We start from the raw sequence: 24,586 nt of genomic DNA on the forward strand, positions 1-24,586 counted from the left end.
ACACGGGTTTGCTGCCCAAAAATGTATTATTCACTGGGAGATACTAACCCTAAACGGCATTTTTGGAAGTATGTCGCAAGTAGAGTTTGATAGGTTTGCTTTTCGTGGTAAGCTATAAGTTAAGAATCAAAAAATAACATCAAAAATCTCAAATGACAGTCACTGAAACCTCCAACATTCGTAAACTGCTGTGCGATCCAGACTTAGGGCTAATTCCTCACCTAGAAAAGTGCCTGAAAGACTTGCACTCATCTGCGATCGCCAACGGAGAGAAATTCAAGGTAGAACCTTATGATATAGAACTCACAAGCTGCCATACTCAGAAGCATCCCAACGACCAAAAACCCCTCGTCACGCAGTCAGTGTTAATAAAAGTTCCCCTGACTGGGAAAGTTGAAGACAAGATGCACCTATATCTGATCGCAACAGAGTTGCAAAACCAAATCGACTTCAAACTTATCGACTGGAGTGCCTTAGAACGCCGCCAATACGACATTCAGGGCATCCCCTTAAAGCAGCCGATCACCAAAATAGACGGCGAGATGAATTACGAGTTAGTATTCGATCGACCAAGCTACTGCTGCATTACCCTGTGCCGCCAATTTGACTTAACTTACGCCGCCAATTTTTAATGGGGCTTCTACGGGCGGGTTTCACCAACAATATTTAGGTTAATTAACTATCCATAAAACCCGCTCATATCCTATCCCACGGTAAACCCCTTGTACATTTTTCGCATTCAATACAAATCAATGTTGATGTAGATTGTTAGTTATGTGGGGGCGGGTTTATGTAGATTGTTAGTAGCAATTGGATATTGTTGGTGAAACCCGCCCCTACCAAATCTGGTAACAGTATGTCAAGCCCATTACCACTTACCAATTATCAATTCCTATTACCCATTAATTCAAACAGCTCGATTCGCAGTTTCCGCAAGAATCCTCTTAATATCAGCAGGAGTCAGACTCGGATTAGCTTGCAACATCAAAGCTATCACGCCGGATACTTGTGGCACTCCCATGGAAGTACCCGCAAAATATCGATAGGGAATCCCCGGTTGAGAAAGCGGCACAGTTGAATAAACATCACCAAAATCCGCCCTACCACCGTCGCCGCCCGGAGCAACAAAATAATTAATAGTCTCCGTACCTGCCTGGTTAGAATAATCCGCAAACAAGCCATTTTGGGTAACACCACCGACAGCAATTCCTACCTCATTGGCAAACCGAGCCGGATAATCTGGTTGTAGGCGAGCATCATTTCCCGCCGCCGAAATCACGATCGCACCTTGAGCTTCAGCGACTCGAATAGCATCCAATTCTTGCTCATTCAACTGGAGGCCGCCCAAGCTTACATTAATTATCTTCGCTCCATTTGCCACAGCATAATTAATCGCATTAATTTCATCCCTAATTTTACCCTCCCCTGCCCCATCAAGTATTTTTAAAGGCATAATCTTCGCAGTCGGAGCCGTTCCAGTAATCCCAACCCCATCTTTTTTCGCAGCAACTAAACCCGATATATGAGTGCCGTGATTGTTATCGTCCATCGGGTCATTATCGTTGTTGACAAAATCCCACCCTCGGAAATCGTCAACAAAGCCATTGCCATCATCATCAACCCCGTTGCTAGCTTTATTGCGACCGATCGCATCAACACCGGTTTCCCCCGCATTGCTCCAAATATTCCCCGTCAAATCCGGGTGATTGTAGTCAACTCCGCTATCGATAACTGCCACGACAATTCCGTCTCCAGTCAACCCCTGGGCCCAAACCTCTGGAGCTTTAATTAAATCTCTGCCCCACTCGTCTCCGCCCAAGTCGGGAACATCAGGAAAAGTTGCAGTACCTTGAGCTTTAGCAACTGCCGCCGCTGCATTCACCAAACCGAACCCAAAACGAGAGTCAAAACCCTGCAAGTTGCTCGCATTGTTAGCAGAAACAGTTGCCGGGGTTGCAGACAGATTGAGGGAGAAAGTTGTACTGCCTTGGTATTGATAAATTCGGATAAAGTAAGTTCCTGCTGCTAAACCGTTGATGTCGATCGACTCCGGCGATAAATCCAATTGTTGAGAAGAAGCAATAATATCGGTGAAGTCAATAGAATTGTCGCCGTTAAGATCTTTAATTAATGCCACGTCAACATCCGCCGTCAAACCGCTGACAGTTAATTTAAAGTCGCTAGTAGCCGGCAAAGTAAAGCGGTAAAGGCCGTCTGGCCGGGCGTTGCTAACCGAGTCGGCGATCGTTTGAGTGCCGCCCAAAACGCCTAAATCGCGAGCTTGATCCAGTTGGTTGCCCAATACGGTAGTTGCAGAGATGAATGTAGAGGCGAGGTCTTGTGGAGATGCGTTGGCTACCAAGCCTAAAATAGCATTGGATTGGCGAATTTTAATTAATGTATTGGAAATACCGGGGGCGATCGATATTTCTTCGAGAATCAAGTCAGCTTCAGTAAGATTGTCAGTCAGTCCGATCGAATCCACAAAACTGTTAAAGTCAGTAATAACGTCTGCTGTCGCCGGATCGGAGACTGCTAAATCGCTGCGGAGGACAAAGGTATCTGGGCCCAAACCCCCTGTCAGCGTATCTTTGCCCGCATCGCCCACTAAAACGTCGCTGCCAGAGTCACCGTTGAGGGCGTCATCTCCCTTACCTCCCTCCAAGGTATCGCTGCCGGCATCGCCAAACAGGAAGTCGGCGCCGACACCACCGTTAAGCAAATCGTTGTCTGCGCCCCCTAACAGCGTATCGGAATTGCCACCGCCGAGAATGCGATCGTTACCATTATCACCGCTAATTATTTCGGCATCCGAGGAACCGACAATAAAATCGTTGCCGCCGAGGGCAAAAAATCCGTTAGGATAAGGAGTCAAAAAGCCCGGAGTCAAGGCGAAACTGTTGGGGCTATCATCTAAAAGATAGGAAAAACCGTCAGGGCTCGGGCCGGGCATAGAAATGTACTCCTAGTGAGGTATATCGATCTAAATTTTAGATTTTAAATTTAAGTTTGTGGTTAAAAACGCCCTAAATAGTCTGTAATGCGCGCATTACGCACAGTCTGTAGAGGTCTGCATAGGTTAGGTTAAACAGATTTATTCCGTCATATCATGCCGTGTAAATCAACCACAATTCCGCCTTACCCCCTCTAAAATATAAAATCTAAAACAGTATAACTTAATCCCAAATTCAAAATCGGGATCAGAAAATGGGAAAACAACACTTGCATCGAATTCAAAATTTTTTCAACATCGCGAAGTCGCATTTAAAGCCTTATTTGCGCTATTTGATTTTGGGCGGGACGTTTTTATTTATTGCCAAAGCGTTTTTAACTCACTGGCGAGAAGTGGCGAATATCCAAATTCGAGCCGAAAGTTTTCCGTTGCTGGCGATCGCCCTTGGCGTCACTTTATTTTCTCTAATTTTTGTCGGCTGGGTGTGGATGTTGATTTTGCGGGAATTCCGCCAACCTGTAACTGCGGCATGGGCGATTCAAGTTTTTCTCAAAACTAATATTGCCAAGTATTTACCGGGCAATATTTGGCATTTTTGGGGTCGAATATTGGACGCCAAAAAGGCAGGCATTTTCCCGAAAGCTGCTACTCTCAGCGTGTTGCTGGAACCGCTGCTGATGGCTTCTGCGGGCGTTTTGATTGGGTTGATTTGTTTTGACAAATTCAATTGGTTTTTGCGGATTGTCGGTTGTGCTGCTATTTTAACGGCGATTCATCCCCGAATTTTAAATCCGATCGTCCTATTTGTAGAGCGGTTGAAGTTATCAAAAAATAATGGGGAAAATTCAGAGGCTGAGGAGGCGGCGGGCGCGGGACTGAATTTTCGTGTAGACTCTACCTCCAATCTAGCTAAAAAAACATTGCCTGTCAAGTCCCGCCGGAAAATTAATTTGCCAATTAAACGCTATCCTTTAGTGCCGTTAATCGGACAAATGTGTTTCATCGGATTGCGGGGCTGCGGTTTTTTGCTAACGGTAATGGCTTTAACTCCGGTGGACTTTAGCAATATTCCCAACTTGTTTGGTGCTTTTTGTTTTGCGTTTGTTGTCGGTTTAGTTGTGCCGGGTGCACCGGGGGGAATGGGAGTATTTGAAGCAACGGCGATCGCCCTGCTGTCTGATCGCTTTTCTACGGGTATAATTCTGGGTGCGGTGGCTTTGTATCGGATAATTAGCATTCTGGCGGATGTTTCTGGTGCTGCTTTGGCAAAGCTCGATCGCCAGCGGGATCGGCGCAGTAAAAAACAGTAAAAAAAGGTGAATTTAAAACTAAATATTGTCGTGATTCTAGGGTGCGGGGCAGAAAATGTGAGATTATGTGCGATCGAACTACAAACCTGTTTAATTGCGGATGCGATATCAGATTAAAGCATTTTTTCCAGAAATTGCTTGGCGCGATCGCACTTCGGGTTACTAAAAAACTCCTGCGGTGGCACATCTTCCGCCACCTTTCCCCCATCCAAAAACAATATCCGGTGGGCGACTTCCCGCGCAAAACCCATTTCGTGAGTTACAATCGCCATCGTAATTCCCGTTTTTGTCAAAGCTTTCATCACATCTAACACTTCTTTAACCATTTCTGGATCGAGTGCAGAAGTCGGTTCGTCCATCAACAAAATTTCCGGTTCCATAGCCAAACAGCGGGCGATCGCCACCCGTTGTTTTTGTCCCCCCGAAAGCTTAGAAGGATAAACGTCCGCCTTATCTGACAAACCCACTTTTTCCAGCAATTCTAACCCCTTCAGACGCGCCTCATCCTTAGCAACCTGCTTCACCTTTACAGGCGCATAGATCACATTTTGCAGCACAGTCATGTGCGGGAACAAGTGGAAATGCTGAAAAACCATCCCCACTTTCTGGCGGATTTTCAGAATATCTGCCTTCGGCAAAGTAATATCCACCCCGTCAATGTATATGTGTCCCGAAGTCGGAATTTCCAGTAAATTCAAACACCGCAAAAAAGTAGACTTGCCGCACCCCGAAGGGCCGATAATGGCAATCACTTCTCCTTTATGAATCTCAGTAGTTATCTCGCGCAAAACCTTCAGATTGCCAAAAGATTTATACAGGCGATCGACCTTAACTGCTACTTTGGAGTCTACGTTCGAGTACATTGGCCCCCCAAGTTAAACTAAGCACCATCAAATAATAAATTGCGCCGACAAATATCAAAGGTTCAAAGTAAATATACTTTTCTGCTCCCACAATTGTAGCGCGGCGCAGCAAGTCTTCTACGCCAATTACTGAAACTAAAGCTGAATCCTTCAGCAAAGCAATACTTTCATTCACCAATGCAGGCAAGATGTTTTTCAACGCTTGCGGCAAGATAATATCGCCCATCATCAGTTTGTAGGGAACGCCAAGGGATTCTGCGGCTTCTTTTTGACCTTTATCTACGGCTTGAATTCCCGCGCGGATCGTTTCGGAAATATAAGCCCCAGAATTGAGGAAAAAAGTAATGACGCCAGCTTGCAGCGCCGATATATTATAGCCCGTAAGCTGCGGCGTTGCAAAATAAACTAAAGTCAACTGCAAAATTAGCGGTGTTCCGCGAAAAATTGAGGTGTAAGCAGTGGCAAACCAAAACAGCGGTTTAATGCTAGAAATCTTAAACAGAGACAGCACGATTCCCCAGATAAATCCGAGAAATGCCGACAGCAAGGTAAAAGTTAGCGTTACCCAAATCCCGGACAAAATATAAGGCAAACTCGGCAAGATTTTGCCAAAATCTAACCCGAAGTTGGGCGCTACCGCAGGCTGATTTGCTTGAGCAGGTTCTTGCGGAATTGGTCGAGAAAACCACTTAGTAGCTAGTTCCTTAATTTGACCGCTGGCTTTCATTTGCTGGAGGACTCGGTTGAATTCTGGAACTAATCTCGAACCTTTCGGAAAGGCGATCGCCGAACCGCTTTCTTCAGTATTCGGGATTGTGTTAAATTCCAAGTCCGGGTTCGCTGCTGCATAACCCGTAGCAACAGTATCCTCGATCACTCCCGCCGCGAGGCGGTTCGATTTAATTTCTTGAATGATGTCAGGAATCCTATTGAGAGGGGCCAGTTGCACCCCGGCCATTTTTTTCACAGCTTCCTGCTGAATGCTTCCGAGTTGAACACCTACTTTTTTCCCGGCTAAATCTTCAGCTTTGGTCAAATTGCTGCCTTTATTGGCGACAATTGTATTTTGAGCTTCGTAGTAAAGGTCAGAAAAATCAACATTTTTTTTCCTTTCTGCTGTGGGAGTCATTCCGGCCATTACAAAATCGGCTCTTCCAGCCTGCAAAGCGGGAATTAAGCCGTTAAAATCCATGCCAATTACTTTCAGTTCGTAGCCCAATTTTTTAGTAATATATTTGGCAATATCGATGTCAAAACCGATGATTTCGTTGCCGCTAACAGCCGTATCTTTAAATTCATAGGGCGGGTAGTCTGGGGAAGTCGCCAGTGTTAAAGTCTTGTTGGCTTGGGCGTAACTGGCGATCGCAATTAAACAAAAGGCGATCGCGATCGCCGCCGCCAGCATTGATTTTAATTTTAAAGGTTTCATATCGAACATTGTCCTAAAAAATCCCCTCGCCCCGAAAACATACCACAAATCGGAATCAAGTCACCATTGTAAAGGAAGATATGCTCCTGGACGCACGGGTTGCCATAAACCGGGTTTGATGGACAAACAAACTGCATAGTTAGCCTTCAACAATGGTAAAAAACCCGGTTATAACGGTATTAATGCGCCTGGGCATAAAGATAGATAATTGTGCCACTAAGTTATATTTAAAAAATGTCCTAAATGCACAATTTTTAACATTTTAGAAAGTAAAGCTTGTCCGCACAACTCCCACCCATGTTGTACCGTTGTCCTATTTGCGATCGGTATTTCTAATCATCCAGCATATTCCATCTATATGTGGTACAAAATATTCAGTAGATAAGAGCAAAAAATGCGATATTACTTCTAAGCCACCGGGAACGATCGAGTGGGAGTAATACCATTGTCGATTATTGATTTTCGATTTGGAGAGATGCCGTCTGTAAGTCCTGTGTTAATTACAGGACTTACGCAGAAAATTTATAGTCTAAGAGTCAACTGTCAACTGTCAACTGTGTGGAATAGTGTTGCAAAAATGCTTCCAGTTCTGTCCGTCCTTGTTGGGTAATTGAGTTGTAGAAGACTTCTTTTTGTCCATTGGGAGTGTAGAAACGATAGAAGCGTCGATCGAGATCGATTTGTCGCAGGTATACTAAGGGAACGCCAACAGATGCAAGGAGTCGGGCTTTTTTGCGATCGCGCACCTGCACCTCTGGGCGATCGTGCCAATGAGATTGACATTCTATCACCAGTTTAGCTTGGCGACTAGCACAATAGCCACGTTCCATCAAGGCGAGATCGACTCTGGAACTCACCCAAAATTTCCAAAGTTCAATGGGAAGACGGGTGAAAGTTTCGGGACGGGAACAGATGATTTCTAGGGGAACTTGGGGACAGTAACGGAAGCGATCGCCTAAAATCATCTCTAGAATATCGATAGCGATCGTTTCTAACTCGTTGATAATTTCTCCGCTTTGGAATTGGGGAAATGAAGACAAAGAATTGTCACAGTCAAAGGCGTATAGCATGAGTTTTATTTCCGATTAGGGTTAGTGGGAATTAAAGGGGTTGTAGATGACTGTCCAAGCGTTTGCACCAAGAGCGGTGGCAGTCCAAGCGCCCTTCTGGTAAGGTTTGCCTTCTTTCCGAGCGCGGTAGAGAGTTGTGGTGAATACCTCCAGCAGTTGTGCGGCTCTATGGGTTGTGCAGGATTGCTCAATTACAGTTGGTTGGGATTGGAGTTTTACCCTTCTCTTTTTGTTAAGGGAGTCGAGGGGAGCGGGTGGCTCGTCTGGGAAAAGGCTGAGTTGGAAGGCTGTCATAAGCTGAACCTTTGAGTGTTAATGATTCAAGCCTATTGGAGTCAACTCGATTTCTCCAGAGCAGATTGGTGAAGATCGTAAAGTTCCCCAAACTTCCCCGATCTTTGCTGTCAGCAGCGTTTAGAAGCGGTTAATCTAGTAGCAATACAAATGAACGGACTACATCAATGACTCGAAGACGCAAATCCCGCAGTGTGCAGGCTACTGAAGAAGGAATCAGAATACTTAAAGAATCCAAAGCTGCTAATCGTGACAGTGAAGGGCGGCGTCTGACGTTTGAGCGTATTGCAGAGAAAGCAGGTGTAGATCAAAAGACAGTCAAGACCTTCTTATACGGTGGTGGAGTCGATCCGGAGTCTGCGTGGGCGATCGCTGAAAAGGGTTTTGGCTTAAAAGTGACAGATATTGTCGGTATCGAGGCGTGGAACCAGGTTTGTTCAAAGTCAAAATTACCAAAGCTTGGGCATACAAAAGGATTAGAAAATACAGTCTTAGCAACTCAGAGCAGTCTCGAACATCACAATAATATTCCTCGCAGTGGTGCTGTTGAGTTTGTCGGTCGCACGGAGCAACTTTCAGAATTGCACCAACTTCTGGAAAAAAACAATCAGGTAGCAATTGCGGCGATCGCTGGTATGGGCGGTGTTGGCAAAACTGAACTCGCGATCCAGTATGCTCAAGGTCATGCAGAAACATACAAAGGCGGTATTTGTTGGCTGTATCCCAAACGTGGAGAGATCGGAGTTCAAATTGTCGAGTTTTCGATCGCGCATTTTCCAAACTTCACCTTACCCAATGGATTGACATTAGCTGGTCAAGTACAATTCTGCTGGCAACGTTGGGCTGAAGGTCAGGTGTTAGTTGTTATTGATGATGTTGCAGATTACAGACAAATTAAGGCTTATTTACCATCTGAATCTCGCTTCAAAGTGTTGATTACAACGCGGGAAAGGCTTGGTAAACCGCTTGCTCGTCTAGATTTAGATGTGCTGAAGCCGAAAGCAGCTCTAGCTCTGCTGAAGTCTTTAGTTGAGCGAGAAAGGCTAAAACGAGAGCCTTGGGTTGCTAGAAATTTATGCAAGTGGCTTGGTTATTTGCCTCTAGGATTGGAATTAGTAGGGCAATATTTGGCACAAGATGAAGATTTATCTTTAGGAGAAATGTTGCGACGATTAAAGCAGAAACGTCTAAGACATTCAGCCTTGAAGAATCCAGAACCAACAATGACGGCTCAACTAGGAGTTGCCGATGCTTTTGAGTTGAGTTGGGAACGCCTAAATGATGCTGAGCAGAGGTTAGGCTGTCTTCTGAGTTTGTTTGCTCCAGCGCCCATTCCTTGGAAACCCAATGAATTACAGCTTGCAGTGAGTGAAAAAGATGCAAAAGCCATAAAAGAAGCATTAGAATCTCAAAGAATTACTCAGGAAATACTGGAAGAATTGGAAAACTCCCTAGAAGCGACAGAAGAAGCTAAAAATAAGCTTGTTCGATTGAATTTACTTCAGCCTTGCGGTGAGGGAATTTATCGGTTTCATCAACTTATCAGAGAGTTCTTTCGGCAAAAGCTAGAGGCACTACCAGAGGCAGAAGAACTGAAATTTTACTTGGTAGGATATATAGCAGCATTGGCGAAACAGATACCAGATTCACCAAACCACTATGAAATTAACATTATTTCTCCTCTTATTCCTCATATAAAAGAAATCGTTAAAGAGATGAGTCAATATCTTAGCGACTCAGACTTTGGATATCCTTTTACTCTATTAATTTCTTTCTATGAAAATCAAGGTCTGTACGCTTTAGCTGCTGATTCGTGCCAATTTTTTATAGAAAAGCTACAAACTCGTTTTCCAGAAAATCTTTTTTCTGTGACTGTTGGCAAACAAAAATTAGCAAGACTTTATATGTTGCAAGGCTTTTATAAAGAAGCAGAAATACTTTTTGAAACTGTTTTATTATTTTTCAAAAAATATCTGGATGCCCAACATTTATGGCTAATAACTATCCAATACGAGCTTGCGTTAGTTTACATTTTCCAAAATCGGTTTAACGACGCCGAAAAATCATTACTAATCTGCTGGAAAAAAATCGTAAATAATTCCGAATTAGATGGTTTTGATGCCGAGGAAAAATTTCAAATACACGAAAATATTAGCGAAGATCAAACACTGGCATTTATACCTATTTTACGTCAGCAAAGTTGCCCAAATAAAAGCATTGATATACTGATTACGGTTTCAAATACTTTAGGAAAAGTGTATAAAGACCAGGGTCGCTATAATGAAGCTGAATCTCTACTTGAAGAGAGCTTAGATATTGCTAAAAATTTATTAGATAATAACCATCCAGCAATAGCTGCGTACAAAAATAATTTGGCATCTCTTTACAACGTTCAGGGAAAATATAGACAAGCTGAAGTTTTATTTATGGAATCTCTAGATATTATTAAAAACTTGTTTGGAGAGTATCATCCTGATGTAGCTTCTGTTATCAACAGTCTAGGAAATGTCTATAGATCGCAAGAAAATTACAATAAAGCTGAATCTTTTTTCAAGCAAGCTTTAGAAATTAGGAAAAATTGTTTATCCGAAAATCATCCAGACTATGCTGTTAGTCTCAACGATTTAGGACTACTTTACACAGAGCAAGTTCGTTATACAGATGCAGAACCATTGCTTTTAAAAGCTTTAGAAACAAAGGAGAAATCGGTGGGAAAGAAGCATTTAGATTATGCTATGACTTTGAATAATTTAGCGATTGTATACTTTTACAAGGATCAACTTAAAAAAGCAGAGTTATTATATGTAGAATCTTTACAAATAACAAGAGAAATTTTAGGAAAAGATCATCCTGATGTTGCTTCTAGTTTTCATAATTTAGCAGACTTGTACTGCCGACAAGGGAAATTTGACGAAGCAGAGGAGTTATGGAAGAAAGCTTTCAAAATTGCTTTAAAGACTTGCGGGCCGGATCACCCTGATACTATCCAGTATCAAATATTACTGGCAGAGCTGCCTTATATTCGCACAATTCCTGCTGAATCTATACAAAAGATGATAAAGGCTTTTCCTGGAAGATTTGCATTAGCAGATCTAGAATCAAAACTTAAAAGAAAATCAAAAGAGAACCGTAAAGCTCAAGGATTTAGAAACCAGAGGCAACCTCGTGCTTCAATCATTGAGGGTATTAGTAGTAAGGATATTTTTCCAACTCCAGAGTAGTTGTACAATTTAGTTCCAGTAGCTCAAAAAATATTCTCGCAATTAAGTGAGTTAATTAAACAGCAAGCTGTTAAGGGTTATCAGCAATTGGGGAAAGGAATTGTCTTAATTGAAGTACAAAGATCGTATGATGAACTGACTGTGGCCTATGTAACACAAAATAATTGTATAAAGGCGTCCCAAAATGCTCCAAGTGAAATGTGGGATTCAATTCTGATGTTTTTGGAAATGTATAATCCAAAAGATTACTTTATTGTGCTGATTGTAGATCCATTAGAACATCCTGGCTCGAACACTTGTCATCACTATATGATGCCCCTATAAACTAAAGTTTCAGTTTTTCAACTGAAAATGATTAAGATTGAAGGTTGAGATGTAGATCTGCGTTATCTGGTTCGGTGGTAAGAGAGCGATCGCACTCACACCCCCAAATCCAACTCGATCGAAACATTTCTTCATCTTTCTCTGAATTAAGAGAATCGTCGGCTAAAACAGAGTAGGAGAATTTCCGCTACGATCGAGAGTAGATAGGCTAGCACCAGATAAAATAAAGTAAAAATTCCATCCGCACTACCCGTTGAGATGGCTGCGAGCTCTCGGTTCAAAAGTGGAGATTTTGCTACCTTGGCATTTGCGGGGGGAAATGGCTACAGAAATTCAAAATACTTGGAATTTATACAAATAGAAAGACAGAAATCGACGACAGCCGATCGATCTATTGTGGAAAACTTGCCGATTTCTGTGGAAAACCCCCCTTTTCCTGTGGAAAACTGTAACTAAATTAAGTGCGATCGCTCTAACGCGATTGATAGCATTTAAAAAATTGGAGGAATAGCGGTAAGTAAAAATACTTTCCCGATTCTTCAATTAATCCGTGTATCCGTGTCAAAATCACTGGTTGTGCCTTCATTTTTCAGAATCGTAGCTAATTTGGTCGGAATGGTAAGCCGGCGGCTCAACGTGAATTAAGATGCGTACAGGGCTGAAACGTTCTTCCAAACGGGCTTCTACTTCTTCTGTAATCCGGTGAGCTGTTTCTACATCGACAGCATCGACAATCATGTGCATATCAATAAATACTTGACGCCCTACAACGCCACGGGAGGCGATCGAGTGACAGTTGACAACCCCTGGTACATCGATCGCGATCGCATGAATAACTTCCGGTGCGATCGCCATTTCATCCACCAACCAAGGCAGATTTTCTGTTAAAACCTTCCAACCGCTGCTAAATACCAAAACAGCCACAGGAAAAGACAAAAACACATCCAGGGATTGTAATTGAGGTATGTTCCAAACCTGCCCTTGCCAAACACCAATCAACCCGGCGATGACCATAATTGTCACCCAAACATCGCTCATCGTGTGCTTAGCGTCAGCCACTAAAATCGCGCTACCGAGACGTTGACCAACTCTGCGCTCGTAAAAAGTGACAAAAATATTAATCCCCAGTACAATCAGCAAAATCCACAATTCATTTGGCGATATTTTGACAACTTTACCCCCGTTAATCAGCCTTTGGACAGCACCGCTGATAATTTCAAAACAGGCAATTCCCAGAAAAGCAGCAATTCCCAGAGCTCCGAGAGCATCAAATTTTTGGTGTCCGTAGGGATGATCGCGATCGGGCTGCGGGTTAGCATAATGATTAGTTACTAATCCTAAAATATTATTAGCGCTGTCCGTAACACTGTGCAAAGCATCTGCTAGCAAACTGAGGGAACCAGTCAGCCATCCCACGGCTGCTTTTATTGCCATCACCAGCAAATTTAGCAATAAAGTAATTATTAAAACCTTGCGGACTTCGGAACGGTTATCGGCAACCATAAAATCTCCTCACTCGGCCGTCAAGTTTTCTGGTTTCTAGTTTAAAGCTTATCAAGTCATAAAAGGTTAAAAGTATTGCTGAATCTAGCTTGCGACTAGATTTATATTCATTAATTTAGCCTAGCTTCTTGAGACAATTTTTAATTAATAGCAGTTTCGCTGCCCAATTGAGCTGGAATGTACTTATTTTGGGTTACTATATTTTTTATCATTAACAATAGTATGTTAAATTTCATTGCCCATGTCTCTTTCTCCGCTGACACTGAATTTAGTCGAAGGTTCTGTCTCCTTTAGCTTTTCCCCGCAAGCCGCGCGGGATTTGCAAAGCGAAATTGCAGCTTTGATGGAAAGCTTGAAAGCTGTAGCAGCCAAAACCGCTGGCGCTAAAGCTTCTCCCCAAAAACCGATGGAATATCGGTATGCAGGAGATGTATTTTTGGAAGTTTTCTGCAACCCGAATATCTGGCCAACTCCTTTTGCTGCGAAAGTGCTGATTACGGTTCGGGACGATCGCGTGCGCGTCACCACCGAAGCCGAACTCAGCCGCCTGCGCGACGATCTCGCTCAGTATATCGAACAAGTCGGTTGAAATTCTCAACCTCGATCGTTTGTAGTTAATAGGTTGAATCTGAGTTCAGATACCATTCTCAAGAACAGGCTTTCCAGCCTGTTCCACAAACATTGAATTTTCTTGTGGGGTGGGTTTCTAGGCCGCCCGTGAAAGGATTACTGACAAAGGATAGCTATCTGCCGGCGAAGCCGACCATTCCCACATTGAACCTGCATAATTCTTAGCATTAAATCCCACATTTGTCAACACAGAAGTCAACCATGCAGAGCGAATTCCCCCACTACAATAACTCACAATTTGAGTTGACAACGAAACTCCTTTCTGCTGCAAAATAGCGACTATTTCCCCACGACCCAGCAGTTGTCCCTGTTTGTCCATTAACTCTTTGTAGTAGAGGTGAACCGCACCGGGAATGTGGCCGCCCCGCTTTTCTCCGTAAGGTGTTTTACCTGCATATTCTCGCCGCTCTCTGGCGTCAATAATGACTAAATTTTCATCTCCTAAAATAGCTTTCAATTCATCCCGCTGAATTTCCCAATTCGAGCGGCGAGATATTACAAAATCTCCGGTTTTAGGTGGATTGTTTGCAGCTTTTACTCGATTAATTCCAGCTTGGATTAAAGCCCTATATCCTCCATCTACAAAAACTGCTTTTTCGTGTCCCAAAGTCCGCAACATCCAAACAATTCGCCCGTCTTCGCCCCACCCTTTCACGGAATCAGCAACGACTATGACAGGTTTGTCTTGACAAATGCCAATTGCTTGCAGTTTTGGAGTTAAAATTGTGTTATTTTCTAGAATTTTTCCCTTGTGGGGAAAGTCGGAACGCGAAAATTCCTGCCAAGTTACGGGAATAGCTGGTGGGAGACGGCAAAACCACTTGAAAATGGGTGCGCGAGCATCTAGTAAAGTAGCTTCTTGTTCCAGCAATTGCTTAGCTAAATCTGCATTTACTATCCAGTTATTTGCTAAATTACCCAGTAAATTAGACATAATTTATTGAGTAACTTGAGCTGTATTAGCACCGCAGGCTAAAACCCCTTTGGTATTAGTTGGATTAGCTGGTTTAGTCTTGCCAGGAGCAGCATTTATACACAAGATTGTTTGGGTCTTGTTTCCCACCAAAAAGACTCCCCCCACAAAACTTTTGAGATTAGCTTGCTTCGATACTCCGTAGTTAAATACAGCACCTTTTTTCACCATGCCGCTTGAGTAGCTGTAATTGGTTGCGTCAGGTTTAACTTGGAGACCGAGATAAACCAATAGATTGGAAAGAGAACTTGTAAAGCCTGCTTTTTCAGCATAGTAAACTTGCTGAGCTTTATTCATCGAACCCACAATTTTTTTCGCTTGTAATTCCTTAGCTTTAAGCGTTGGTGACACTTGAGCTTCCGAGACAGGACTAAAAACAACTGGCAGAGTTAGAGCTGCGATCGCAGCTTTGATCTGCCAGTTGCGGCTGCTAGGAATCATGCTTAATTTCACAGATAACAGGCGGAATAAGCGGTTGAGCAACATACAATTAAACTAATTGTTTTGCCTGAAACTGTTTCAACGCCCAAGGAGCAACCGTGCCGTGTTCTGTGATTATTCCCGATATTAATTCCGCCGGAGTTACGTCAAAAGCGGGATTGTAAAATTCGACTCCCACAGGACAAATCCGCGTAGTTCCAACTTGATACATTTCAACTGGATCGCGTTCTTCAATGGGGATTTTGCTGCCGTCGGAAAGTTCAAAATCAATTGTTGACAGAGGCGCTGCGACAAAAAACGGGACGTTGTGAGCTTTGGCAACAATTGCTAAACTGTAAGTGCCAATTTTATTGGCGGCGTCGCCGTTAGCAGCGATTCTGTCTGCACCGACAACTACCGCGTGAATCATGCCGAGTTTCATGCAGTGAGCGGCCATATTGTCGGCTATTAATGTGACAGGAATTCCTTCTTGTACGCATTCCCAAGTGGTTAGTTTTGCACCTTGGAGACGGGGCCGAGTTTCGTCCGCAAAAACTCTTCCGAGTCTTCCTTCTCGCCAAGCAGAACGAAATACACCTAAAGCAGTTCCGTAGCCGGCTGTTGCCAACGCACCGGCATTGCAGTGAGTTAGTAAGTTCAATTTTTCGGGTGTAGCTGGCAGAACTTCTAAACCTTTGTCGCCGATATCTTTACAAGTTTGCAAGTCTTCTGCTTGAATGGTTTTAGCCATTTCTAACAAAGTTTTTTGCACTTGTTCGACAGAACCGCTAGTTCTCTCGGCAGTTTTGAGCATTCGCGATATTGCCCAAAACAAATTAACCGCAGTGGGACGAGTCGATCGCAATAACTCGCCAACTTGTTCTAGTTTAGTAAAAAACTCGGTACGATCGCCCGTTTCGATTTCTCGCGCCCCCAAATACATCCCGTAGGCTGCTGCTACCCCGATCGCCGGAGCACCTCGGACTATCATAGTTTTAATCGCCTCAGCCATATCTTCGTAGCGACTAATTTCGACTACACCGTATTCTTTCGGTAGTCGGTTTTGGTCAATTAGCAGAACTCGGTCTTCTATCCAAGTGACAGGGGAAACAGGGGAGTTTTGAGCGGTCATCTATTTCAATTATGTGAGGGACAAGTTTCTATGATGCCATGAAGGCGACTATTCCTCTATGTTATGAGGGACACGCTGAATTTGCCAAAATCCCAGCCATGCGGTTTGAGATTCGAGACTGGAGATTTGAGATTGAATAATTGCTGGATACCTACCACTCTCTGGGTTTGGAACTTATACAGAGTTGGATTCTTTTTGACCAAAGTGTACTTAGTCAAAAACCGAACATTAAGTTGTGTAAATTATACTTACGTTTTTTGAAAACTTTCCGTAATCGGGAACAAGCTAGCTGTACCTGGGGTCTGTTTTTTTTAAGTTGAGAATGAAAAAGTGCGATCGAGCAACTTTCCAGATCCAACAGATTTACAAGAATCACCAAAATAGATAATCGTAAAGCTTTGTCTGTACAAATTGTACTGAGTTAAAGGCAGGTTTTGTGGTAGCCGTATTTGTGGTGGATTGAAGTAGCGACTATCATCGCACGGAAACAACATTTTGAAAACCTAACTAGGTGCATGGGGAAACAGTAATTATGAAAAACCAACAAATAGTATTCGTAGATTCAGCAGTTGAAGATTGGCAAAGTCTTGCCACAGGAGTTAAAACGGGTACAGAGGTAATTTTAGTCGATCGAGCCAGGGACGGCATCGAACAAATTGCCGAAGCACTGCAGAGCCGCAAAGGTATAGAAAGCGTTCACATTATTTCTCACGGGGAATCGGGAAGTTTGCAGCTAGGGCCAACTATCCTGAATTCCGACAATTTAGAAACATATCGCGACTGCTTGAAACGGTGGTTTTCGTCATCTGTCAACTCAATTAAAAATCGATTTGAAATTCTGCTATACGGATGTAATGTAGCAGCAGGTGAAAAAGGAGAGGCTTTTGTACAAAAGCTGAGCAAGTTAACAAAAGCTAACATTGCTGCTTCTTCAGATATTACGGGGAGTGCCCAAAAAGGCGGAAACTGGGTACTTGAATACGCTACTGGAGTGATTAAAACAGGATTGGCGATCGAGCCGGAGGTAATGGCAAGTTACGCGCACACCTTGGCGACGTTTACTGTTACTAATACCGCTGACTCTGGGCCTGGTTCGCTGCGAGATGCAATTACTCAAGCTAATGCCCTTGCTGGGGCGGATATTATTAACTTCAACATTCCTGCCGCAGGCGTTCAGACGATCGCGCCATTGACTTCTTTACCGATAATTACCGAGGCCGTAACGATCGACGGCACCTCTCAGCCAGGATTCGCCGGCACCCCGCTGATCCAACTCGATGGAACCAATGGCGGGGGTACAACTAACGGCATACTCATCACCGGCAGCGGCAGCACCATTCGGGGACTCGCAATCAATCGTTTTCAGGGTTCTGGAATCTTCATTTTAGGTAATACCGCCACAGGCAACTCTGTACTCGGCAACTACATCGGCACAGATCCCAACGGTACCGCAGACTTGGGCAACGGTGCTAGTGGCGTAGTAGTTGACAATGCAGCGGGTAACACGATCGGCGGGACTGCTGCGGGCGATCGCAACATCATTTCTGGCAACAATGCTTTCGGCGTGTTAATCAATGCCGCAGGTGCCACAGGCAACCGAGTGCTAGGCAACATCATCGGCACCAACGCTGCTGGTACTGCAGCGTTACCAAATGCCTTGACGGGCGTGCAAATATCGGGTGGTTCTAACAATATCATTGGCGGAACGACAGTAGCCGATCGCAACTTGATTTCTGGCAATGGCAGCGCTGGCGTGTTTATCGATGGTGCCACAGCCACAGGCAACACTGTGCTGGGCAACTTCATCGGCACCGACATCAACGGTACCGCAGACTTGGGCAACGTCGGTTTTGGCGTGGCTATTCAGAATGCGCCCAACAACACGATCGGCGGAAATACCGCAGGTGCGCGCAACATCATTTCCGGCAATAATGCTTTCGGTGTACTCATTCAAAACAGCCCTGCTACCAGCAACGCTGCCACAGGCAACAGAGTCGTGGGTAACTTCATCGGCACAGATGTCAACGGCACAGCAGACTTGGGCAACACCTTGACTGGCGTGCTCATACAGGATGCTGCCAGCAACACGATCGGTGGCACTGCTGCGGGCGATCGCAACATCATTTCCGGCAATGACGGTTTCGGCGTGCAAATTCTCAACGCCAATGCCACTCTCAACTCGGTACTCGGTAACTACATCGGCACCAACGCCGCCGGCACTGCTGCCTTGCCAAACACTATTGGTGTAGTTGTAGACAATGCACCCAGCAATACGATCGGCGGTAGTGTCGCAGGCGCTGGCAATATTATTTCCGGCAATAGCAGTCCCAACGCAGGTTTAGGCGTCCAGATTACAGGCGCCTCTGCAACAGGCAACACTTTGCGCGGCAACTTCATCGGCGTTGCAGCCAACGGTACTAGCCCCTTAGGCAATAGCTCGATCGGAGTACAGATTACCGCTGCAGCAACTAATAATGCGATCGGCGGTACAGCAGCAGGTGAAGGAAATATCATCGCCAACAATGGCAATATCGGCGTAGCTGTTGCATCTGGCACCGGCAACAGCATTCAAAACAACTCCATCTTCGCCAACCTTGGCCTAGGCATCGACCTCGGCAACAACGGCATCACCGCCAACGATGCGGGCGACGCCGACATCGGTGCAAACAACCTCCAAAACACCCCCGTACTCACTACCGCTACCGCCAGCGCTGGCAGCGTCACCGTCGCGGGAACTTACAACAGCACCCCCAATACCAACTTCACCCTGCAATTTTTCGCCAACACTCCCCCCGGCACCCAAGGCCAAACCTTCATCGCTTCTATCCCGGTAACTACTGACGCCGCCGGCAACGCTGCTTTTAATCAAACTTTCCCAGCAGCCGTCACCGCAGGCCAATTAATCACCGCGACAGCAACAGACGCCGCCGGCAACACTTCGGAATTCTCCGCACAGCCTGTTCCCGTTGTCGTACCGCTGAGTACCATCACCGGCATCAAATTTAACGACATTGACGGCAACGGCACTCAAGCCGCCGGAGAACTCGGTGTCGCCGGAGTGACTGTTTTTCTCGACACTAACGGTGACAACATCCTCAGTGCCGGTGAAACTTCCGCAACTACCGGGGCTGACGGCAGTTTCACTTTCGGCAACTTGCCTGCCGGCACTTACAACGTTCGGGAATTTGTGCCAGCTGGCAGTCGGCAAACTACTCAAAACCCCCCCCCAGTGATTCTGACAGCAGGTCAAACTACTCCTGCTACGGTGAATTTCGGCAACCAAGCAATACCCGCTGTACTCGGCAGCATTACTGGTATAAAATTTAACGACACTGACGGCAACGGCACTCAAGCAGCCGGAGAAGTTGGTGTGCCCGGAGTCACTGTTTTCCTCGACACTAACAACGACGGCATTCTCGATGCCGGCGAAACTTCCGCAATTACCGATGCTAACGGCGGCTTCAATTTCCCCAACTTGCCTGCAGGTACTTACAACGTTCGGGAAGTTGTACCGGCCAACAGCCAGCCAACTACTCCCAATCCGGTTGCTGTGACGCTGGCAGCAGGTCAAACTAATCCTGCTACAGTTAATTTTGGCAACCAAGCAATACCCGCTGTACTCGGCAGCATCACCGGCATAACATTTAACGACGACGACAACAACGGCACTCAAGGTGCGGGAGAAACTGGGTTAGCCGGAGCGACTGTTTTGCTCGGCACTGACCAGATCGTCTTCGGAGAAGCTTCCACAACTACTGGGGCCAATGGCAGCTTTACTTTCCCCAACTTGCCCTCCGGCACTTACTATGTCCTGGAAGTCGCGCCAGCCGGGAGCGAGCTAACTACTCCCAATCCGGTTGCAGTTACGCTGGCAGCAGGCCAAACTACTCCTGCTACGGTGAATTTCGGCAATCGCCCATTGCCTGTTCCGACTCCGACACCCGTATTCCGTAGCATTACTGGTATAATATTTGAGGACACCGACGCCGACGGCATTCAAGGTGCGGGAGAAACTGGCTTAGCCGGAGCGACTGTTTTCCTCGACAGTAACTTTAACGGCATTCTCGATGTCGGAGAAACTTCGGCAACAACTACCAGTCCTCTGGGCAGCTTCAATTTCCCCAACTTGGACACAGGTCTTTACACCGTTCAGCAAATCGTGCTGTCTCCCTACGAGCTGACTACTCCCAATCCGGTTTTCGTGACGGTGGGATTCCGCCAAGCTCCTCCTTATGAGGTGAATTTCGGCAATCGCCTCCAGACGGGTACCATAACTGGCACCATAACTGGCACTAAATTCAACGACACCAACGGTAACGGCACTCAAGATACCGGAGAAATTGGCATCCCTGGTGTCACAATTTTCCTTGACACGAACAACAACAGCACTCCAGACACCGGAGAAACCCAAGTTACTACCGATACCGAGGGCAGCTACAGCTTCCCCAACCTGCAAACAGGCACGTACAACGTCCGGGAAGTGGTGCCGACAGGTTTTACGGCAACCACCCCTAACCCCCGAACGGTTCCGTTAGATCCAGGTCAAACTTCCACTGCCAATTTCGGCAACCAACCAGTCCCGCCAACACCAACGCCAACACCAACACCAACACCAACACCGCCTCCGCCTCCGACTCCGCCTCAGCCTCCGACTCCCGTCCAACAAAGCAGCATCAGCGGTCTTAAATTCAACGACGGCAACGGCAACGGTACTCAGGATGCGGAGGAAACTGGTCTTTCGGGATGGCAAATTTTCCTCGATGCTAACGGGAACAACTCTTTAGATGATGGGGAAACTACTGTTACCACTGACAATTCTGGTAATTACAGCTTCAACAACCTCAATCCCGGCACTTACAATGTGCGGGAAGTCCAGCAGACTGGCTGGACGCAAACTACTGCTAATCCGGCGGCGGTTAATCTGGGTAGTGGCGAAAGTCAATCGAACGTTAATTTTGGCAATTTTCAAAATATTAGCATCTCCGGCAGCAAGTTTAATGACCTCAATAACAATGGGGTTTTGGATGCTCAAGAACCGCTCTTGCCGAACTGGCAACTCTTCCTTGACGCTAACAGCAATGACTCTTTAGATGCTGGAGAAGTTAATACTTCTACTGATAGTTTGGGCGGCTACAGTTTCGCCAATTTAGGCCCGGGAACTTATCGAGTTCGGGAAGTCAATCAACCTGGTTGGACGCAAACTACTGCCAATCCTGCTGATATTATTGCTGTCAGTGGCACTAATGTTGACAATATTAACTTTGGCAATTCCTTCGCCCAAGTCCAACCAACACCAACACCAACACCACTACCACCGCAAGAAGGACAAGATGCTGACTGCATTTGTTCGCAAATTGTTTTACCCAGCATTAGCAGTATTCGCAGTCCAAATTCTGTCACTAATAGCCGCAACGGTACTAACGGCAACGACACTATTCTCGGCACTAATAACGGTGACGAAATAAATGGTTTTGACGGCGATGATTTGTTGGCAGGATTGCGGGGCAATGATAATATTTACGGGGGACTTAACAGTGCTTTCCCGGTTGGCCCAGATATAGACACGGACTTGGTGTTTGGCAATGAGGGTAATGATTACCTCAATGGGGTTGCTGGAGATGATTTAATCTTTGCGGGCAAGAACGAAGATGTTGTTTACGGTGGCAAAGATGACGACATTATTTTCGGCGACCAGGAGAGCGATACTTTAATTGGCGACCAGGGTAACGATACTATCTACGGGGGAACTATTAACCCCTTCGACCCGGATTTGACTGGCAACGATTTGGTGTTCGGTTTGGCGGGCGATGACTTCCTCAGCGGGGAGAAAAATCAAGATACGATCGCAGGTGGTGATGGTAATGATACAGTGCGTGCTGGCAAGGGCGATGACTTAGTTGTCGGCGAATTGGGCAGCAACCTGCTGTTTGGCGATGAAGGCAGTGATACTATCTGTGGCGGCGAGGGGGAAGATACAGTGTACGGGGATATTGGTAGCCCCCTCCCCATTGGTTCTACGGGCGGAAAAGACCAAATATGCGGCGGTTTGGGCAACGATTGGTTGTTTGGCAATGAAGGTCAGGATACTGTCAACGGGGATACTGGGAACGATACTCTTTACGGCGGTAAGGATGAGGACAGTTTGCTTGGCAGTGCTGGGGACGATTGGCTGTTTGGAGATCAGGGGAATGATACTCTGATTGGAGGTACCGGGAACGATCGATTTATGTTGGGTATTGACCTCGGCAGCGAGACTATTTTAGACTTTCAATACGGCCTCGATTCGATCGGCTTAATGGGTGGTCTGGATTTCTCCCAACTGAGCATTGTTGCCGAGAATAGTTCAACTCTCATCCGAGTTACTGGTTCCGGGCAACTTTTGGCAACTCTCAACAATGTGCCTGCAAGCGTGATTACTGCCACAGATTTTGCACTCCTGTAGTGCGATCGAGCTAATTAATTAGGTGAGAATATTGTAGGGACGATGGATTAAGAAACTGTTGGCAAATAAAAAAAGGGTGAAACCAAACATTTTACAGGAGATTCCACGTTATTTGTGAAGTACACCCCTGATCCATGAATCCCCGTAGGGAAAAGGCAATGCCTTTTCCCTACTACTTTATGAACCTAGAATACGCTGTATAATCATGGCAAATAAATTCTGATGAGCCAGAAGTAATATCGTTTTCGGTTACACAGCGCCGTGTTTTACCTGGGGAGCATCTCACATTTGCAACCAAGCTAGAAATTGGAGTTTTGAGGCAGGAGACAGAAGGCTCTCTGCCCCTCCTAAGTCACCACAACCTGCTGTACCTCGTTTCAGACCCCAATCAGCCCAAACCCGCCTTCCTCGCGCACAACCTGCTGCTTGATGAGCAAATTACCCGCTTTCTATTGGGAGAAAAAAGACAAAATAGAAAATAGCTTGCCCCATATACCCTACGGCTGGTCATGCACTACTTTGAGAAATCGCTTTTCTCTCTAAAATTTTGTGGCAGCCCTTACCAAAGCATCACTGAAGCTTCGCCACCAGCCAAGTTAGAGTATAAGCGAATTCTCAGCACATACCGCCGACCTTTATAAAGCCGAACATTGATTTGTGCATTCAAGTCTGTGCCACTGTCGTCGTCACCAGCAACATATTTCAGATCACCACTCTGATCCTCGAAAAGAACCATGACTGTATCTGTTTCTCCGAAGGTTCCAATTGTATAGCTTCGAGTAGCAGAGGGGTTGATCGCAAAGTTTTTCTGTTCAGCAGGTGCGAGGGATAGAATCTCCGAACGGAAGGGTTTAAGTTCTGTATAACTCGAGTCATCAAGCGGGGGATAGAATAATCGTACCTGCAACACATCCTGCTCAGAAAGTCCGCCAGCCGGCTTTAATCCGTTCTGGTACTCCACAGGTTTCTCAATGAGTCCCGCTGCAAAAGCGTAGTGCATGATTGAGTTGGGGTCCCACTTTGACCCCTCCACTTCTCCTACTGCAAGCTTTTGGAGCACATTATAAAAAGTTGTATCTCGGTCCCACTCGTTAGGAGCAGCAGCAAAATATTTATAAACGGCTTCTTCGTCCCATACGATACCTGCAAACGGGTTTTGGTGCTCATGAGGGAAACCTAAAGCGTGGCCTATCTCGTGAACAGGGACATCTACCCCACGGGAATCAGCCCGAAGATCCCAGCCGAAGTTCATGGTTCGCTCGCCTTGCTTAGGAATATCGAGCGCATCGCGGCCAAGATATGACCAGGCTCCATCCCCTTGCACAAAGCCGATTCGTATCTCTGCCTCGCTGATGTTCCGAACCTCCTCAAACTTGATACCAATCCCTACCTTCTTCCATACCTCAAACCCCTGCCGCACAATCTCCTTCTGTTCATTCCCGCCTGAATTGGGACCACTCTCAAAAAAGTAATAACGTAATTTTGTACCGTTAACCCACTTCTTCCCGATTAACCGTATTAGACGAGCACGCTCCGGCGACACGCTCGGATCGAAAGTGCGTGGAGGAACCTTGGGCAAAGCACAAAAATGTTGTGCTTCTTTACCTGATTCGACGCCATCTAAACCAACTTTGATTCCGAGCTTAGCTTCAAGTTGTTCGATGCGTTTTAGTAATTGCTCAACTAGATAAGAGTCGATTTGTGAAATTTTAGTCATGACAAATTCCTCCAAAGTGAATAACTAGAGACTTTAAGTCCCCAGAACCAGCTATTTTGAGAATGTTTATTTTCATCTACCTGAATCAAGTGGGAACACAGTAGATTCAGGAAAGAGAAACTGCAATCATGTCAACAATGACCTAGATAAATGCGAGCTGTCGAGCTTTACGGTTGGCAATCAAACACTATCCAAAGTATTGATATCAATAATTGACAATAGCCTACGACAGCTTACTGCATAGCCTTTATAGGCTATCATATCAAACTTGGCCTAGTGGGGGTCGTAGGTTCAAACCCCCCCCG

The 24,586-nt window shown here is 45.5% G+C and carries 16 protein-coding genes; 6 read left to right on the forward strand and 10 right to left on the reverse strand.

Annotation, left to right across the window (positions count from 1 at the left end; translation table 11 throughout):
* Positions 1–152: 152 nt before the first annotated feature.
* Entirely contained in the window at positions 153–632 is a 480-nt protein-coding gene (locus QUA70_RS07680; RefSeq protein WP_333346102.1) for a hypothetical protein, read from the forward strand.
* Between the two features lie 275 nt (positions 633–907).
* Here QUA70_RS07680 and QUA70_RS07685 read toward each other — a convergent pair whose 3' ends face one another.
* Entirely contained in the window at positions 908–2,953 is a 2,046-nt protein-coding gene (locus QUA70_RS07685) for a S8 family serine peptidase (protein ID WP_333346099.1), read from the reverse strand.
* Positions 2,954–3,207: 254 nt separating this feature from the next.
* Here QUA70_RS07685 and QUA70_RS07690 point away from each other — a divergent pair, with 254 nt between their 5' ends.
* A complete protein-coding gene (locus QUA70_RS07690; RefSeq protein WP_333324719.1) occupies positions 3,208–4,263 on the forward strand; it encodes a UPF0104 family protein in 1,056 nt (351 codons plus the stop codon).
* Positions 4,264–4,376: 113 nt separating this feature from the next.
* Here the strand turns inward: QUA70_RS07690 and QUA70_RS07695 are convergent, their stop codons facing one another.
* The 4 genes from QUA70_RS07695 to QUA70_RS07710 form a co-directional block, all read right to left on the reverse strand.
* The gene (locus tag QUA70_RS07695) at positions 4,377–5,126 is read right to left on the reverse strand and encodes an amino acid ABC transporter ATP-binding protein (RefSeq protein ID WP_333346096.1); all 750 of its coding nucleotides are present in this window, start codon (positions 5,124–5,126) and stop codon (positions 4,377–4,379) included.
* Positions 5,092–6,555 (reverse strand): ABC transporter substrate-binding protein/permease, encoded by a 1,464-nt coding sequence (locus QUA70_RS07700; protein WP_333324723.1) that lies wholly within the window; start codon positions 6,553–6,555, stop codon positions 5,092–5,094. Before QUA70_RS07700 ends, QUA70_RS07695 begins: the two co-directional genes overlap by 35 nt.
* A 536-nt stretch (positions 6,556–7,091) precedes the next feature.
* Positions 7,092–7,625, reverse strand: coding sequence for a DUF2726 domain-containing protein (locus QUA70_RS07705; RefSeq protein ID WP_333324725.1), 534 nt, complete (start codon positions 7,623–7,625; stop codon positions 7,092–7,094).
* A 21-nt stretch (positions 7,626–7,646) separates the two neighbouring features.
* Positions 7,647–7,919 (reverse strand): hypothetical protein, encoded by a 273-nt coding sequence (locus QUA70_RS07710; RefSeq protein ID WP_333324727.1) that lies wholly within the window; start codon positions 7,917–7,919, stop codon positions 7,647–7,649.
* A 167-nt stretch (positions 7,920–8,086) separates the two neighbouring features.
* Here QUA70_RS07710 and QUA70_RS07715 point away from each other — a divergent pair, with 167 nt between their 5' ends.
* Both QUA70_RS07715 and QUA70_RS07720 read left to right on the forward strand, forming a co-directional pair.
* Entirely contained in the window at positions 8,087–11,140 is a 3,054-nt protein-coding gene (locus tag QUA70_RS07715; protein ID WP_333410363.1) for a tetratricopeptide repeat protein, read from the forward strand.
* The gene (locus tag QUA70_RS07720; RefSeq protein WP_333324730.1) at positions 11,141–11,464 is read left to right on the forward strand and encodes a hypothetical protein; all 324 of its coding nucleotides are present in this window, start codon (positions 11,141–11,143) and stop codon (positions 11,462–11,464) included.
* A gap of 582 nt (positions 11,465–12,046) precedes the next feature.
* Here the strand turns inward: QUA70_RS07720 and QUA70_RS07725 are convergent.
* Positions 12,047–12,967 carry a cation diffusion facilitator family transporter gene (locus tag QUA70_RS07725; RefSeq protein WP_333324733.1) on the reverse strand — a complete coding sequence of 307 codons (921 nt, stop codon included), beginning with the start codon at positions 12,965–12,967 and terminating at the stop codon, positions 12,047–12,049.
* A 241-nt stretch (positions 12,968–13,208) separates the two neighbouring features.
* Here QUA70_RS07725 and QUA70_RS07730 point away from each other — a divergent pair, with 241 nt between their 5' ends.
* Positions 13,209–13,556 (forward strand): hypothetical protein, encoded by a 348-nt coding sequence (locus QUA70_RS07730; protein ID WP_015174783.1) that lies wholly within the window; start codon positions 13,209–13,211, stop codon positions 13,554–13,556.
* 117 nt (positions 13,557–13,673) lie between these two features.
* On the opposite strand, the gene QUA70_RS07735 is transcribed toward QUA70_RS07730, so the two are convergent.
* From QUA70_RS07735 to mtnA, 3 genes are read right to left on the reverse strand one after another with little or no spacing between them, the layout of a single operon-like run.
* Positions 13,674–14,531, reverse strand: coding sequence for a rhodanese-like domain-containing protein (locus QUA70_RS07735; protein ID WP_333346091.1), 858 nt, complete (start codon positions 14,529–14,531; stop codon positions 13,674–13,676).
* Positions 14,532–14,534: 3 nt separating this feature from the next.
* A complete protein-coding gene (locus QUA70_RS07740) occupies positions 14,535–15,056 on the reverse strand; it encodes a type IV pilin-like G/H family protein (protein WP_333410365.1) in 522 nt (173 codons plus the stop codon).
* A 4-nt stretch (positions 15,057–15,060) separates the two neighbouring features.
* Positions 15,061–16,122, reverse strand: a complete 1,062-nt coding sequence (gene mtnA / locus QUA70_RS07745; RefSeq protein ID WP_333346087.1) for an S-methyl-5-thioribose-1-phosphate isomerase — start codon at positions 16,120–16,122, stop codon at positions 15,061–15,063.
* A 532-nt stretch (positions 16,123–16,654) separates the two neighbouring features.
* On the opposite strand from mtnA, the gene QUA70_RS07750 reads away from it, so the two are divergent.
* Complete coding sequence (locus QUA70_RS07750; RefSeq protein ID WP_333346084.1) at positions 16,655–22,564, forward strand: SdrD B-like domain-containing protein; 5,910 nt, start codon at positions 16,655–16,657, stop codon at positions 22,562–22,564.
* 559 nt (positions 22,565–23,123) lie between these two features.
* Here the strand turns inward: QUA70_RS07750 and QUA70_RS07755 are convergent.
* Positions 23,124–24,281, reverse strand: coding sequence for a matrixin family metalloprotease (locus QUA70_RS07755; RefSeq protein ID WP_333346081.1), 1,158 nt, complete (start codon positions 24,279–24,281; stop codon positions 23,124–23,126).
* Between the last annotated feature and the right edge of the window lie 305 nt (positions 24,282–24,586).

The organism is Microcoleus sp. LAD1_D5 (assembly GCF_036702115.1).
Classification (GTDB): Bacteria; Cyanobacteriota; Cyanobacteriia; order Cyanobacteriales; family Microcoleaceae; genus Microcoleus.

What these genes read in the sequence shown, in the direction of transcription:
- QUA70_RS07680 (WP_333346102.1), top strand. Translation starts at nt 153, where the DNA reads ATGACAGTCACTGAAACCTCCAACATTCGTAAACTGCTGTGCGATCCA.
- QUA70_RS07685 (WP_333346099.1), bottom strand. Translation starts at nt 2,953, where the DNA reads ATGCCCGGCCCGAGCCCTGACGGTTTTTCCTATCTTTTAGATGATAGC.
- QUA70_RS07690 (WP_333324719.1), top strand. Translation starts at nt 3,208, where the DNA reads ATGGGAAAACAACACTTGCATCGAATTCAAAATTTTTTCAACATCGCG.
- QUA70_RS07695 (WP_333346096.1), bottom strand. Translation starts at nt 5,126, where the DNA reads ATGTACTCGAACGTAGACTCCAAAGTAGCAGTTAAGGTCGATCGCCTG.
- QUA70_RS07700 (WP_333324723.1), bottom strand. Translation starts at nt 6,555, where the DNA reads ATGAAACCTTTAAAATTAAAATCAATGCTGGCGGCGGCGATCGCGATC.
- QUA70_RS07705 (WP_333324725.1), bottom strand. Translation starts at nt 7,625, where the DNA reads ATGCTATACGCCTTTGACTGTGACAATTCTTTGTCTTCATTTCCCCAA.
- QUA70_RS07710 (WP_333324727.1), bottom strand. Translation starts at nt 7,919, where the DNA reads ATGACAGCCTTCCAACTCAGCCTTTTCCCAGACGAGCCACCCGCTCCC.
- QUA70_RS07715 (WP_333410363.1), top strand. Translation starts at nt 8,087, where the DNA reads ATGACTCGAAGACGCAAATCCCGCAGTGTGCAGGCTACTGAAGAAGGA.
- QUA70_RS07725 (WP_333324733.1), bottom strand. Translation starts at nt 12,967, where the DNA reads ATGGTTGCCGATAACCGTTCCGAAGTCCGCAAGGTTTTAATAATTACT.
- QUA70_RS07730 (WP_015174783.1), top strand. Translation starts at nt 13,209, where the DNA reads ATGTCTCTTTCTCCGCTGACACTGAATTTAGTCGAAGGTTCTGTCTCC.
- QUA70_RS07735 (WP_333346091.1), bottom strand. Translation starts at nt 14,531, where the DNA reads ATGTCTAATTTACTGGGTAATTTAGCAAATAACTGGATAGTAAATGCA.
- QUA70_RS07740 (WP_333410365.1), bottom strand. Translation starts at nt 15,056, where the DNA reads ATGTTGCTCAACCGCTTATTCCGCCTGTTATCTGTGAAATTAAGCATG.
- mtnA (WP_333346087.1), bottom strand. Translation starts at nt 16,122, where the DNA reads ATGACCGCTCAAAACTCCCCTGTTTCCCCTGTCACTTGGATAGAAGAC.
- QUA70_RS07750 (WP_333346084.1), top strand. Translation starts at nt 16,655, where the DNA reads ATGAAAAACCAACAAATAGTATTCGTAGATTCAGCAGTTGAAGATTGG.
- QUA70_RS07755 (WP_333346081.1), bottom strand. Translation starts at nt 24,281, where the DNA reads ATGACTAAAATTTCACAAATCGACTCTTATCTAGTTGAGCAATTACTA.